The sequence below is a fragment of the Weissella paramesenteroides genome (assembly GCF_036327715.1).
Lineage (GTDB): Bacteria > Bacillota > Bacilli > Lactobacillales > Lactobacillaceae > Weissella > Weissella paramesenteroides.
This window is the reverse complement of the sequence record NZ_CP130559.1, coordinates 538,076-553,301: the sequence shown is the minus strand read 5'-3', so window position 1 is coordinate 553,301 and position 15,226 is coordinate 538,076. Positions and strand designations below refer to the sequence as shown.

9 protein-coding genes, 5 tRNA genes and 3 rRNA genes are annotated in these 15,226 nt (G+C 40.9%); all 17 read right to left on the bottom strand.

All coding sequences use genetic code 11. The annotated features are described in order from the left end of the window. Positions 1–244: 244 nt before the first annotated feature. Entirely contained in the window at positions 245–547 is a 303-nt protein-coding gene (locus QRX23_RS02635) for a hypothetical protein (RefSeq protein WP_330155844.1), read from the bottom strand. A gap of 180 nt (positions 548–727) precedes the next feature. Next, a tRNA-Leu gene (locus tag QRX23_RS02630) sits at positions 728–811 on the bottom strand. A 27-nt stretch (positions 812–838) separates the two neighbouring features. Next, positions 839–911: transfer RNA gene (locus QRX23_RS02625), tRNA-His, on the bottom strand. Between the two features lie 2 nt (positions 912–913). After that, positions 914–987: transfer RNA gene (locus tag QRX23_RS02620), tRNA-Trp, on the bottom strand. Positions 988–1,015: 28 nt separating this feature from the next. Further along, positions 1,016–1,089: transfer RNA gene (locus tag QRX23_RS02615), tRNA-Asp, on the bottom strand. A gap of 2 nt (positions 1,090–1,091) precedes the next feature. After that, positions 1,092–1,164 (bottom strand) — tRNA-Val (locus QRX23_RS02610). Between the two features lie 8 nt (positions 1,165–1,172). Beyond that, positions 1,173–1,289 (bottom strand): 5S ribosomal RNA (rrf, locus tag QRX23_RS02605). Positions 1,290–1,366: 77 nt separating this feature from the next. Continuing rightward, positions 1,367–4,282, bottom strand: a 23S ribosomal RNA gene (locus QRX23_RS02600). A 248-nt stretch (positions 4,283–4,530) separates the two neighbouring features. Then, positions 4,531–6,105: ribosomal RNA gene (locus QRX23_RS02595) — 16S ribosomal RNA — on the bottom strand. The 16S, 23S and 5S rRNA genes sit together here with 5 tRNA genes alongside, the layout of an rRNA operon. Positions 6,106–6,577: 472 nt before the next feature. After that, positions 6,578–8,758: an LTA synthase family protein gene (locus QRX23_RS02590; protein ID WP_330155843.1), complete on the bottom strand. Its 2,181-nt coding sequence runs from the start codon at positions 8,756–8,758 to the stop codon at positions 6,578–6,580. Positions 8,759–8,872: 114 nt separating this feature from the next. Then, entirely contained in the window at positions 8,873–9,127 is a 255-nt protein-coding gene (locus tag QRX23_RS02585; protein WP_330155842.1) for a DUF1797 family protein, read from the bottom strand. A 10-nt stretch (positions 9,128–9,137) separates the two neighbouring features. Beyond that, the gene (locus QRX23_RS02580; RefSeq protein WP_330155841.1) at positions 9,138–10,139 is read right to left on the bottom strand and encodes a lysylphosphatidylglycerol synthase transmembrane domain-containing protein; all 1,002 of its coding nucleotides are present in this window, start codon (positions 10,137–10,139) and stop codon (positions 9,138–9,140) included. Continuing rightward, positions 10,136–11,176 (bottom strand): glycosyltransferase family 4 protein, encoded by a 1,041-nt coding sequence (locus QRX23_RS02575; RefSeq protein WP_330155840.1) that lies wholly within the window; start codon positions 11,174–11,176, stop codon positions 10,136–10,138. The genes QRX23_RS02580 and QRX23_RS02575 overlap by 4 nt, the downstream gene beginning before the upstream one ends. Next, complete coding sequence (locus QRX23_RS02570) at positions 11,173–12,420, bottom strand: glycosyltransferase family 4 protein (protein ID WP_330155839.1); 1,248 nt, start codon at positions 12,418–12,420, stop codon at positions 11,173–11,175. The genes QRX23_RS02575 and QRX23_RS02570 overlap by 4 nt, the downstream gene beginning before the upstream one ends. A gap of 151 nt (positions 12,421–12,571) precedes the next feature. Then, positions 12,572–12,886 (bottom strand): hypothetical protein, encoded by a 315-nt coding sequence (locus QRX23_RS02565; protein WP_002828879.1) that lies wholly within the window; start codon positions 12,884–12,886, stop codon positions 12,572–12,574. Beyond that, complete coding sequence (glmM, locus tag QRX23_RS02560; protein ID WP_330155838.1) at positions 12,886–14,244, bottom strand: phosphoglucosamine mutase; 1,359 nt, start codon at positions 14,242–14,244, stop codon at positions 12,886–12,888. Before glmM ends, QRX23_RS02565 begins: the two co-directional genes overlap by 1 nt. 10 nt (positions 14,245–14,254) lie before the next feature. After that, positions 14,255–15,226: a CdaR family protein gene (locus QRX23_RS02555; RefSeq protein ID WP_330155837.1), complete on the bottom strand. Its 972-nt coding sequence runs from the start codon at positions 15,224–15,226 to the stop codon at positions 14,255–14,257.

The following is a 15,226-nucleotide window of genomic DNA, read 5'->3' as shown; positions in this document are numbered from 1 at the left end:
TATACATCATTCATAGAGCTTAGGACAAAAGAAAATGTTCCAAACTTTTCTTGCTAAAATTGTATTAATTATAAGCCTGTAATTTTTATAACATAAACGTATTCAAAAAGTCTGAAGTCACAATGTAATGCACTTGACTCTACCTACTCCTGCCTTTCGCTTTGCTACGACAAAAACTAGCGCAAATCACGTGTCACACTGGTTTCAAAACGACTTTTGTCTTGCTTTCACATATAATAATTTACTACAATTCTTCAGAAGCAAACCATTCTGCAATACTGACCCACTGATCACTTTTTTTATTTTTAATTTCATAACTTGTGATATCATACAATGTCTTACGATCACCATCTAAAGGTGACCAATAAGTTTCATCTGCACGATGAATGACATCCCAATGTGTATAGTTCTTTTCTGTTCCTGATTCATCTCGTACCAAAAAGCCCTCTTTTAATGAGATATTTTTTTCACCAACTTGTGGGCCATCCACACCAAAATCTATCATTAATTGTTGATGAGTATCACTAGTAATTGGACTATGTGTCATATTTATATCCCCTTCAATTAAAATTCATACTATGTCAGTATGACACCTATTATCTTTTTCTTCTATATTCAACTAATTATAAACCAAAATTTTTTAAACACTTTATAATTTATTTTTCTAATAAAATAACAAAATAAAACCCTAGGGATTCTTCAATTTAAGAATTCCTAGGGTATGTTATGCCGTCGATGGGGGTCGAACCCATACTCCCTTGCGAGAACTGGATTTTGAGTCCAGCGCGTCTGCCAATTCCGCCACAACGGCATCATATTAAATATTACATCAATTCAGGGCGGTAGATGGGGATCGAACCCACGCGTGCCGGAACCACAAACCGGTGTGTTAACCACTTCACCACTACCGCCATGGCAGGGGTAGAGGGAATCGAACCCCCGCCGACGGTTTTGGAGACCGTTGTTCTACCGCTAAACTATACCCCTATAATGTGATGTAATACTTAATTTGAAACGGTCACAACGGGATTCGAACCCGTGATCTTTCGCGTGACAGGCGAACGTCATAACCAACTAGACCATGCGACCAATGGACGTTACAGGGATCGAACCTGTGACCCCCTGCTTGTAAGGCAGGTGCTCTCCCAGCTGAGCTAAACGTCCATTATAGTGCATCGCGATGTCCTATCCTCGCAGGAGGCGATCCTCCAACTACTTTTGGCGCTACTGAGCTTAACTACTGTGTTCGGTATGGGAACAGGTGTGACCTCAGTGCCATCATCACGACACGTTTTTTTATTGAGTGAACTTAGTTCCCTCAAAAATGAATCATAATTGCTATTTTTTGCCTTACACCACTTGCTACTTGGTTAAGTCCTCGAACCATTAGTACTAGTCCGCTCCATGCGTCACCGCACGTCCACTTCTAGCCTATCTACCTCATCATCTCTGAGGGGTCTTACTTCATTGCTGAATGGGAAATCTCATCTCGAGGCGAGTTTCACACTTAGATGCTTTCAGCGTTTATCTCATCCGTACATAGCTACTCAGCGATGCTCCTGGCGGAACAACTGATACACCAGTGGTACGTCCACCCCGGTCCTCTCGTACTAAGGGCAGCTCCTCTCAAATTTCCTACGCCCGCGACGGATAGGGACCGAACTGTCTCACGACGTTCTGAACCCAGCTCGCGTACCGCTTTAATGGGCGAACAGCCCAACCCTTGGGACCGACTACAGCCCCAGGATGCGATGAGCCGACATCGAGGTGCCAAACCTCCCCGTCGATGTGGACTCTTGGGGGAGATAAGCCTGTTATCCCCAGGGTAGCTTTTGTCCGTTGAGCGATGGCCCTTCCATGCGGAACCACCGGATCACTAAGCCCTACTTTCGTACCTGCTCGACTGGTAAGTCTCACAGTCAAGCTCCCTTGTGCCTTTACACTCTGCGAATGATTTCCAACCATTCTGAGGGAACCTTTGGGCGCCTCCGTTACCTTTTAGGAGGCGACCGCCCCAGTCAAACTGCCTGCCAGACACTGTCTTCCACCACGCTGAGTGGTGTGAGTTAGAGTGTTCATACAACGAGGGTAGTATCCCACGTTTGCCTCCATCGAAACTAGCGTCCCGATTTCTACGGCTCCTACCTATGCTGTACAAGCTGCACAAACACTCAATATCAAGCTACAGTAAAGCTCCATGGGGTCTTTCCGTCCTGTCGCGGGTAACCCGCATCTTCACGGGTCTTTAAATTTCACCGAGTCTCTCGTTGAGACAGCGCCCAGATCGTTACGCCTTTCGTGCGGGTCGGAACTTACCCGACAAGGAATTTCGCTACCTTAGGACCGTTATAGTTACGGCCGCCGTTTACTGGGGCTTCAATTCGTACCTTCGCCGAAGCTAAGCACTCCTTTTAACCTTCCAGCACCGGGCAGGCGTCAGCCCCTATACGTCATCTTACGATTTTGCAGAAACCTGTGTTTTTGATAAACAGTCGCCTGGGCCTATTCACTGCGGCTCAGCTTGCGCTGAGCACCCCTTCTCCCGAAGTTACGGGGTCATTTTGCCGAGTTCCTTAACGAGAGTTCACTCGCTCACCTTAGGATGCTCTCCTCGACTACCTGTGTCGGTTTGCGGTACGGGCAGGTAAACACTAACTAGAAGCTTTTCTCGGCAGCGTGACATCACAGACTTCCCTACTTTATTTCGGTCCCCATCACAACTTGTCCGTATAAGTGCAAGCATTTGACTCACACTAAGACTTGTTGCTTGGCCCAGCATTTCCAGCCGCTGGGTTCTGTTAGCCTTCTGCGTCCCTCCATCGTTCAAACATGTTCACCTGGTACAGGAATCTCAACCTGTTAGCCATCGACTACGCCTTTCGGCCTCGCCTTAGGTCCCGACTAACCCTGGGAGGACGAGCCTTCCCCAGGAAACCTTAGTCATACGGTGGACAGGATTCTCACCTGTCTTTCGCTACTCATACCGGCATTCTCACTTCTAAGCGCTCCACCAGTCCTCACGGTCTGACTTCATTGCCCTTAGAACGCTCTCCTATCGCGCCACTGATGTGGCACCCGTAGTTTCGGTGGTGTGTTTAGCCCCGGTACATTTTCGGCGCAGAATCACTCGACTAGTGAGCTATTACGCACTCTTTAAATGGTGGCTGCTTCTGAGCCAACATCCTAGTTGTCTATGCAACTTCACATCCTTTTCCACTTAACACACACTTAGGGACCTTAACTGACGATCTGGGCTGTTCCCCTTTCGACAATGGATCTTATCACTCACTGTCTGACTCCCGGACATACGTGATTGGCATTCGGAGTTTATCTTAATTTAGTAACCCGAGATGGGCCCCGCACCAAAACAGTGCTCTACCTCCAACACGCTATCTTCCGAGGCTAGCCCTAAAGCTATTTCGGAGAGAACCAGCTATCTCCAAGTTCGATTGGAATTTCACCGCTACCCACACCTCATCCCAACATTTTTCAACATGTACGGGTTCGGGCCTCCAGTGCGTTTTACCGCACCTTCACCCTGGACATGGGTAGGTCACCTGGTTTCGGGTCTACAACAACATACTAAAACGCCCATTTCAGACTCGCTTTCGCTACGGCTCCGGTCTTTCCACCTTAACCTTGCATGGTATCGTAACTCGCCGGTTCATTCTACAAAAGGCACGCTATCACCCATTAACGGGCTCTAACTTGTTGTAGGCACATGGTTTCAGGAACTTTTTCACTCCCCTTCCGGGGTGCTTTTCACCTTTCCCTCACGGTACTGGTTCACTATCGGTCACTAGGGAGTATTTAGCCTTACGAGATGGTCCTCGCAGTTTCCGACCGGATTTCACGTGTCCGGCCGTACTCAGGATCCTACACGGGAGTTTGCTTACTTTCGCATACGGGGCTATCACCCTGTTTCGCTCAGCTTCCCAGCTGATTCTGCTAATAAACAAATTTGTAACTCCACAACGGTAGTCCTACAACCCCAGAGTGCAAGCACTCTGGTTTGGGCTCCTCCGCGTTCGCTCGCCGCTACTGACGGAATCGATTTTTCTTTCTTCTCCTGTTGCTAATGAGATGTTTCAGTTCACAACGTCTACCTTCGTTTAACTATGTATTCATTAAACGATAACTTGCATCACAAGTTGGGTTCCCCCATTCGGAAATCCCCGGATCACAGCTTACTTACAGCTCCCCGAGGCATATCGGTGTTAGTCCCGTCCTTCATCGGCTCCTAGTGCCAAGGCATTCACCATGCGCCCTTAATAACTTAACCGATCAACTATCGTTGATGATTTCGTTTGAGTATTGTGACTCGATGGTCACAAGCGATTTTAAACTTATTTAAAAAACTCAAAAAATTACGCGGTGTATTTTTTCGGCTCAATTTAATTGATATGATCAATTATAATGAATTTAAAAATTTACAATTATGATTCAGTTTTCAAAGAACTAATGTTGAGTGTTAACCACTCAAAACTAAATATCGTTTCGTTGAATGTGTAGGTTTCCGATTTTCCTTAGAAAGGAGGTGATCCAGCCGCAGGTTCTCCTACGGCTACCTTGTTACGACTTCACCCTAATCATCTGTCCCACCTTAGACGGCTGGCTCCTAAAAGGTTACCCCACCGGCTTTGGGTGTTACAAACTCTCATGGTGTGACGGGCGGTGTGTACAAGACCCGGGAACGTATTCACCGCGGCGTGCTGATCCGCGATTACTAGCGATTCCGACTTCATGTAGGCGAGTTGCAGCCTACAATCCGAACTGAGACATACTTTAAGAGATTAGCGCACCCTCGCGGGTTGGCGACTCGTTGTATATGCCATTGTAGCACGTGTGTAGCCCAGGTCATAAGGGGCATGATGATTTGACGTCATCCCCACCTTCCTCCGGTTTGTCACCGGCAGTCTCACTAGAGTGCCCAACTAAATGCTGGCAACTAATAATAAGGGTTGCGCTCGTTGCGGGACTTAACCCAACATCTCACGACACGAGCTGACGACAACCATGCACCACCTGTCACCTTGTCCCCGAAGGGAACGTCCTATTTCTAGGATTAGCAAGGGATGTCAAGACCTGGTAAGGTTCTTCGCGTTGCTTCGAATTAAACCACATGCTCCACCGCTTGTGCGGGTCCCCGTCAATTCCTTTGAGTTTCAACCTTGCGGTCGTACTCCCCAGGCGGAGTGCTTAATGCGTTAGCTGCGACACTCAAGGGCGGAAACCCTCGAACATCTAGCACTCATCGTTTACGGTGTGGACTACCAGGGTATCTAATCCTGTTTGCTACCCACACTTTCGAGCCTCAACGTCAGTTACAGTCCAGAAAGCCGCCTTCGCCACTGGTGTTCTTCCATATATCTACGCATTTCACCGCTACACATGGAGTTCCACTTTCCTCTACTGCACTCAAGTCATCCAGTTTCCAAAGCCATTCCTCAGTTGAGCTGAGGGCTTTCACTTCAGACTTAAATAACCGTCTGCGCTCGCTTTACGCCCAATAAATCCGGATAACGCTTGGAACATACGTATTACCGCGGCTGCTGGCACGTATTTAGCCGTTCCTTTCTGGTAAGATACCGTCACACACTGAACAGTTACTCTCAGTGCCGTTCTTCTCTTATAACAGTGTTTTACGAGCCGAAACCCTTCATCACACACGCGGCGTTGCTCCATCAGGCTTGCGCCCATTGTGGAAGATTCCCTACTGCTGCCTCCCGTAGGAGTATGGGCCGTGTCTCAGTCCCATTGTGGCCGATCAGTCTCTCAACTCGGCTATGCATCATTGCCTTGGTAAGCCATTACCTTACCAACTAGCTAATGCACCGCGGGTCCATCTCTTAGTGATAGCAGAACCATCTTTCAACCAACAACCATGCGGTTGTTGGTATTATACGGTATTAGCACTTGTTTCCAAATGTTATCCCCTGCTAAGAGGTAGGTTACCCACGTGTTACTCACCCGTTCGCCACTCTTTGTCAGATAAAATCAAATCAGAGCAAGCTCGTCAGATCAATTAAAGACAAAGCGTTCGACTTGCATGTATTAGGCACGCCGCCAGCGTTCATCCTGAGCCAGGATCAAACTCTCATTTTAAAAGTTTGAGTATAACTCAATTGTTGTTATTTGTTTAACAGAAGTTAAACGAATTTATTAGCGAATTGACTTCGCAAATGTTTTTGTATCAAGTAAATTACTTGATGACCCTACACATTTGTTTCATCGAAACGATATTCAGTTTTCAATGATCAACAGTTGTTGTCCTGTCGACAACTTAATTAATTATACAGACATAATTTTTAAAAGTCAACAACTTTTTTATCATCATGATTTGTATAAGCTCGGCTTTTTTAACCGCTCATATAATATACCTTAGAAAAGAACGTTCGTCAACAACAAGTTTCACCTTCTTTCTTACGAATATTTTTTACTCACCTTGCATTTACTTAAACGCAATAAATTAGTTACTAACATAGCCTAAAAAAGCTCACTGTAGATTCCCTTTCTTAGGGAACTTACAGTGAGCTTATCACTTTAAATTTATTAACAATAATTAACTCAAAGAAAACTACTGATTATCATTTGAACTAGATGATGAACTGCTATCACTACTATCGTTTTTATCATCTTGACTAGAAGACGTTGCTTCCTGAATTGTTTGTGGTTTTCCACCCAATTCTGGCGCATCAGTAATATAGTCTTTCAGTGTTGACTGGTTATTATGCTTAGCTTTGACTGATGTTGGGCTGTCCTTATTGGCTTTCTTCAATTGCTTCAATCCACTTGCCTTCTGGTATGAATAATCTTTGCGATTAACCTTTTTAAATCCTTCCGGTGTATAGAAACGTAGTAAGTCACCCGTTTGGACATCATCTGAATACGTTAGCATTTTATCAACATCTTTTTGTGTTGCATCAATAATTTGTTTAGCTCTTGGATCCTCTTTTGGATTAATTTTTGTACCAGTGGTCGTTACATAATAATTACCACCATACTTCATATATTCCGCGGAAACCCAATCACCATTTCTAAATGGTACAACTTGACGACGATTTGTTGCTAATAAATCTTGACCAAATTGAATATCATTATCTGTTGAAACACCTAACAGGTGAAGCAATGTTGGCATGACATCAATTTCACCACCATAGGTATGATTAATACCACCCTTCAATCCAGGTGCATGTACCATGAATGGTACCTTTTGCCAATTAGCTAGGTCATAATCAGATACGCTATCTTTTCCGGTCAATTTAGCAATTGCTGCCTTATGGTTTTCTGAAATGCCATAATGATCACCATATAGGACAATCATTGAGTTATCGTACAGGCCAGACTTTTTGAGCCAACTTAAGAATTCACCAAAAGATTGATCCAAATAACGGGCCGTTTGGACATATCCGTCAACGGTCTTATCATTTGTCTTGGTTTTAGCAATAGAGGCATTTTGACTATCTAAATCATATGGATAATGATTTGTGACTGTAATAATCTTTGAATAAAACGGCTGTGGTAATTGTTCGAGGTATTTCGATGCATCCTTCAAGAAAATTTTATCCTTCATACCATATCCTATATTATAATCTGCATTATTTGCATTCTTATAATATGGCTTACTGAAGAAATAATCATATCCCCAAGACTTATACGTATTATCACGATTCCAGAAAGAAGCCACATCTCCGTGGAATGCTGCTGTCGTATATCCTTGTTGATCTAGAATAGCTGGCACAGCTTGATATGTGTTAGAAGTACCATAATTAACCATTGCTGATCCTGATGCTGTACCAAATAACCCTGTTTCAAGCATCATTTCCGCATCAGCTGTTTTACCTTGTCCCACTTCATTGTAAAAGTTATCAAATGACAAAGTATTTTGATCATGATAGAACTTGTTTAAATTAGGAGTTACTTCAACGCCATTAACTTTGTAGTCCATTAAAAATTGTTGGAATGACTCTAAATGAAAGACAATAACATTTTTGCCTTTTTCTTTACCGAAATAGGTCGCATTTTGTAAGGTTTTGTTTCCCTTAACATAATTCTTAATTTTATTAAGGTCATCGGCTTTGGCATCTTTTTTAATATCCGCCGTTTGTTTTGTCTTAAAAATATTATATGCTGCATACTCATTTAAACCTAAGTATTTAACAATATAATTATTATCGAAAGTTCGAGTTAGTAGACCAGAACGGTCTTTGCTTGAAATGCCATATCCAACAAGCATCAAGACAATTCCGAATACAGTCGTCAAGGCAGCAAAACGTTTCTGAACGACTTCTTTATCGAATTTAATGCGCTTAAAGACTAATAATAGCACTAAAATTATGATATCCAGAAATACTAGAAAATCAAATGGACTGATAATTCCTGCAATTGATTTTCCCAAATTATTATCAACTGAGCTACCTGAGTTAAGGATGTTCAGCGATAAGAAGTCTGAAAATTCTCGATAATACAGCATATTGGCAAACAACCAAATTGACTGGATCAGATTTATCAGAATCATTAACCAATAAGCAACCTTACCTCTAAAGTAAAGTGCAATACTCAACAGTATAATCGCTGTTGGTAACGGATTAATGACTAGGATAAATTCTTGCAGGGTGCCTTGAACACCTAAAGAAAAGCTCGTCTTGTATGCCCAGTAGGTCTTAAGCCATACTAAGAATACAGATAACAAGAAGAAGCCAACGGTATCGTTGAAATCTGGCCATTTTTTCTTAATGGCTAACATAACTCGTTGCATTTTATTATCTCCAAATATTTTATTAATTATTTGTTATATTGAAAACAAATTACCAAATTCTGGTTATCAACCTAACATTTTATAAAAGACACCATAAAAATTTCTTATAATTCATTAGAATGATTCTTTAAACTCAACTAACGCCTCATAAATATCAATTGCCAGTAGGTCAACATCATCAAAAGCAAATCGATGTTGGTTCCGTTCATTTGTTTCTAAAGCAAACATACCTGACATAGAATCATACAATACGGTCACTACTGGCACACCAAACACACTAAAATCACGCTGTTGGATCGTTGACCGCTTGTCTAGGCGCATAGCCTGAACCCGTCGCACAATTTTACTTAAATCATTCTCTGCCAGCATAAATCTAACCTCACTGTTTTGATTTTATATTAAACGCGACAATACCTGCAAACATCCCTAAGTAATAGGTAATGATTCGCCACAATGCCATCGCACATACTAACAATGCTGCATTTGGCAAAAACGTTGAAAACAGCATTGAAAAACCAATCTCAGCTCCACCTGTACCACCAGGAATTGGGAACAAAGAAATAACCATCACTATTAACACATGAAGTGACATCACTAAAATAATATTAACCTGTGAAGCTCCCAATGCTAATAAAATGAAATATGGGATTAAATAATAGACTGTCAATTGAACTAATGTCAAAACAATAGCTTTAAATAATACCCACCAATCATGGCTCATTCGTATACTTTCAGAATGAAAATTTTTAATTTTTTCATTTACAACTTGTTGCCATTCTTCTGCCTTATTTGGTTTTATCCATTTAATTGGCTTGAACACTACTCTGACCAGTGCTTTAGTTAAACCTGGCCAGTACATCACTAATAATAACGTAATTATCACAACTAGATGGATAATAAATCCTAAAATGACAAATAAAGACCACGCCTTTAACTTATCAGCAATAAATTGATAACCCACGACAATTGCAATGAAAAAATTAATTACAATCATTGCCTGATAGACCACAAATTTCATCAGTAAAATAGACCCTGCGCGACCGGGATCAACGCCAGCCTGAATAAGCGTAATCAATTGCATGGGTTGTCCCCCTGCAGAAAATGGTGTTATCCCATTACCAAATTGTTCAACCAAAGGAATCCGAATCGCATCGGACCATGATAATTTCTCATGAGAATCATCCACGAAAACTTTGACAACAATTGATTCCAATAATAAATAAACAACCATTGCTAACAAGGCAACCAGTAGCCACCACCAATTGGCACCCCGAAGATCCTGCACAAGTTGCACCATACTAACATTACGAAAGGACCAATAAAATATGGCTACACCAGCGATCATCATTAAAACAAATACAATGCCATTTCGCCTTGTCATTGATGTCCCCCATCATTTTTGTCATTAACCTGACTTGTATAATAAGTGTCCCAAATTTTAGAGACATGTGTTGCTGAATAATATTCAGACGCCGCCAATGATTGTTTTGCCATCTGTTTTTGTAAATCACTATCCGCTTCAAGCGTATCAAGTTGTTTCTGCATCCCATCTTTATCAACAGCAGGTAAATAATAGCCATCAATAATAGCACGATATAAATCTAAATCGCGTAAAATTGTTGGCGTTCCAGTGCTAAAGGCCTCTAAAGCTGACATCGGAAACAGTTCTGTATAACTTGGCAGCAAAAAGACATCGGCTGCATTATAATAATCATTCATCAATTTTCTATCCACTATACCAGGGAAAATCAAGTTTTTAGGTGGATTATCAACCACTTTTTTAAGTGTTTCATAGCCGGCTGTTATAGCGCCAAACGAGAAACCACCAACCCAAACGAACGTCCAATCTGGATTGTCTTTTGCTAACTGAATAAAATCTAACACACCTTTTCGAACTTGCACCTGTCCTACGCCCAACACCATGAATGTATCTTCAGGTAAGGTCAATTTTTTACGAATATTTACCTTTTGATTTTCGGGAACAGGAAAGAAATCGTCTTTGGAAACAAAATTAGGAATATAGGTGATTTTTTCTTTTGACACACCTAATGCTACTAGTTTATCAATGAATACTGGATTAACTACCACAATCTGATCCATTCGTTTATAGAAGGTCATCACATACCAATAAAAAATCTTTTTAAATGGCCACCATAAATTAATTGAACCTTCTAGGGTTTCAGGTAAAAAATGTACATATCCTACTTTTTTACCTCTTCCTGGAAGAAATGTATTCAAAAAGAAACCAAAATTAATAGTATGATAATGACTAATATCAGTCTTTGACAAACTGTTAAATTTTAGTTGGAATTTATCGGGAAACCTACTGGTTAATAAATTAACTAGTTCACGGTAGGCTGAACCAACACCTTGACCGGGAACTGTTTCAGCTGCAGAGAACATTGTGATTCGAATCATTTATTATTTTTATGGAATGGCATCCTAGACAAAAATGATTTTGCATACTCAAAATCATTACTATCCGCTTCTTCCATATCCTCCTCTTCATGGTACACAACTAGTGCCTCAGAGTAGAAATCTAACACTCGTTGTCCAAAAGTAACTTCATCAATATCATGCAGCACTTTCTGCCGTACTGCTGGATTTCCTATCACTTGCTGTTGTTTTTTTGCATTTAAGTACATGATTAGTGGTGCCATTAGATCATAACTATCATCCGCAAGCGATCCAATATTTTTATCTAAAACAACTGTCTCTAAATAAGGACTACGAATCGCAACAACGGGTGTATCAGCCGTCATTGCTTCAATAAAGGTCAGTCCTTGCGTTTCCGATACGGAAGCAGATAAGAAAACATCAGCTAATTTATAATAACCGTAGACCTCTTTATGATCCACTTCTCCGGTAAAAATCACATGATCTGCAATTTCTAATGACCGTACATGATCCTTTAAAGCAGACATTGCTGGTCCATCCCCGACAATTACAAACATCGCTTCAGGTACCTGTTCTAATACCTCTGCAAATATCGTTAATGCAGTATCAATATTTTTTTCAAAGGCCACGCGCCCTAGTGATAGGACAACCGGTGTTTGAATAGCTAAGCCTAATTTTTCACGCAAATAAGTGCTGGTATCATCTTGTTTTGCATGTTTTACACTAACACCAGTCGGAATAATCTCAATTGGTGCAGAAACTTTATATTTGGTTAGTGTATCAAATGTTTGTTTAGACGGTGCAATTACGCCAGTCATTCCTGCCATGTAACTTCGCGCAATCACTGCTACACTAGCTGGCCGAATGATTTTCCCGTTAGCAACATAATGTAAATAATCTTCATAATTTGTATGAAAAGTATGTACAACGGGTATTTTCAATTGTCTAGCAACTAATTTTCCCATTAAACCTAATGAGAATTCAGTCTGAGTATGTACAATATCAAGTTCTAACTTTTTTGCTAGCTGAATCGCTTGAATAGCACCACGATACGATAACCGCCGATCCTTGAAACCAATAAATGGAAAACTTGGAAAGCGATAGACATCAGGTTCTAAAACTTCCTTTGGCACATTTGGATCAGTTGAAGTAAAGATATACACCCGATGCCCATGGTCAATAAGCTGCTGTCGGAGTGTCTGAATTGATGATACAACACCGGAAACTTGTGGCGCATATGTATCTGTAAATAATCCAATATTCATAACTGACCAACCTTTCACAAAATTACTTATTACTTATAATAACAAATTTCTATTTATAACGGAAAAAAAGCATGTAAAAAGAGCCATTAAATACCACCATTACGCTTGATGTTTTCAAGGTATGATAGTATTTCTGACTCTTTCATTAAAGTTAACTAACTTTATTCTCAGCTAAGATTTTTTCAACAACAGCGTCCATCTCTGGCGTCCGTTGCCATTCAATATACTCTGAAATAGCAATTTTTGTTGGAATATCAAAATTCTCATTAACAAATTTTTCGTAACTAATAACATTCTTAGAGTGTGGAATGTTAATTTTTAAAATTCGAACCTTCTTGATCATTCCTTCTTCAACAGCATACTCTGCCTGACCATTATGCAACAAATTGCCAATTTCCTTATACGTTGAGCCATCATTGCGTGTAATTTCTTCAATAATATCTAACGTCTGAAAATCTGCTGACATTACTCAACACCAACCTCTTGCTTAACAACTGTGACAATTCGATCAACATATTCATCGACAGCTTCACGAGTAGGCGCTTCCGCCATCACTCGTAACAAATCTTGTGTCCCTGAAGGTCGTACAAGAACACGTCCATCATTGCCCATTTCAGATTCAACTTCGCTAATAATTTGCTTAATTGCTTCATTTGACAATGCTGCTTTTTTATCTTGTACTTTAACATTCACCAATTTTTGTGGATAAACTGTCATTTCTGCAGCTAATTCAGATAATGGTTTATCGGCCTCTTGCATCACATGTAATAATTGTAGTGCTGTTAGCATACCATCACCTGTAGTTGCCCAATCTAAAAAGACAACGTGTCCAGATTGTTCACCACCTAGGTTGTAACCAGACTTGATCATTTCTTCAACGACATAACGATCACCGACTGCCGTTTTCACAGAGTTTAGTCCATTTTCAAACATCGCCTTATACATACCAATATTAGACATAACTGTTGTCACGATGGTATCTTGCTTTAAACGACCGTGTGAAGACATATATTTACCAACGATAAACATAATCTGATCACCATCAATAATCTGCCCATTTTCGTCGACGGCGATTAAACGATCACCATCACCATCAAATGCCAAACCAACTTGCGCTTCATTTTCAAGCACAAACTTTGCTAATGCTTCTGGGTGGGTTGAGCCGACGTTTTGGTTAATATTAAGACCATCTGGTGATGTCCCCATCGTAACAAAATCAGCGCCCATGTCTGCAAATAAATTAGCCACTAGACCTGAAGTAGCACCATTTGCTGCATCAATAGCCAATTTCATACCATCTAAGTTACTAGGGATAGTCGTTTGCAAATATTCTAAGTATTTAGCCGTTCCCTCTTTAAAATCAGAAACAGATCCTAGGCCTTCAGCTGCTGGGCGTGGCAATGTATCTTCTGGTGCATCGAGCAGTGCTTCGATTTCTGCTTCCAGCTCATCTGATAACTTCATACCATCAGAACCAAAGAATTTAATACCATTATCTTCTGCCGGATTGTGTGATGCTGTAATTTGTGCACCAGCATCGGCCTTTTGTGCACGAACTAAATAAGCAACCCCCGGTGTAGAAATCACATCTAAACGTTGGATTTCAATACCAACAGAAAGTAAACCAGAAATTAGCGCATGTTCCAACAATGGACCTGACATTCTTGTATCACGTCCAACAAGCACACGAGGCCGATGATCTACTGCATGACGAGTTAGTACTGCTCCACCCATCCGGCCAAGACGAAATGCTAACTCAGGTGTCAATTCTTTATTGGCAATGCCCCGCACGCCATCTGTTCCAAAATAATGTAATTCAACCATAATTCTCTTTCTACTCCTTAGGAGTTATAACCACCGATACTGTCTTTGGGTCAACACTTTCAGCACCATTTGGCACATCAATCGTAACATCTTTTTGTGTTGCTGTCGTTACGCCAGACAAATCTACAACAGCCTGGACATTCTTTAATTTGTTTAAGACATCAATATTTCCTTGTACAGCTACTTCATTAACTGAGCCAGACAATGAAAATTCTGAAGCATTACCATTTTTTGTTTTTAAATCCAATGGTACTTGACGCGTACCATTACCTGTTTTAATTGGTATTTTAACCGTTGTAACCTGTGGTGATACAGCGACATCTACTGGATTACCATTCGCATCTACTGCCTGCAATGTGACCTTTTGTCTAACCGTTTTTTTCGTATCTCGCTTCAATTGCACATCAGCGACAACACTATCTACGACATTAATTGCGGACTGACGTCCCATAATTTGAACGTTGTTGACTGACGTTGTCACCGTACCAACTGTGTAACCATCAGCAATAGCATCTTTATTATAGTTAGTTTTCACTGAATAGTATGAAGAAGTGCGCTTATACATGGTCAATGTTACTTTAGGTGTTTTCAGCTTATACGTCAAATCTTTATTTAACCCAGTAACTTTAAGACTAACAGTATGTGTACCATCTGATAAATTCTTTAAGTTTGCTGATACTTGAAAATTTTTCGTGTTTTTTGCAGCCGTAACTAATGCCGATGGTCCACTTATTGTCACCGCAACATTGTCAGGCGCACCACTAATATAATAATCATCTGTATTAATGCCGGAAAATTGAATAGGCACATTAACCGTTGCCGACTGTGATGATGTTATCTTGCCAATAGTAGATAATTCATTAGTATTATTATTTGATCGACGCGTGGACGTCGTTGATTGTGAGTCAGTGTAAGCAGACATAAAGATGGCGACAGCTAATGTTAACAGACCATACACGATTTTATCAGTACGTCGTTTCAT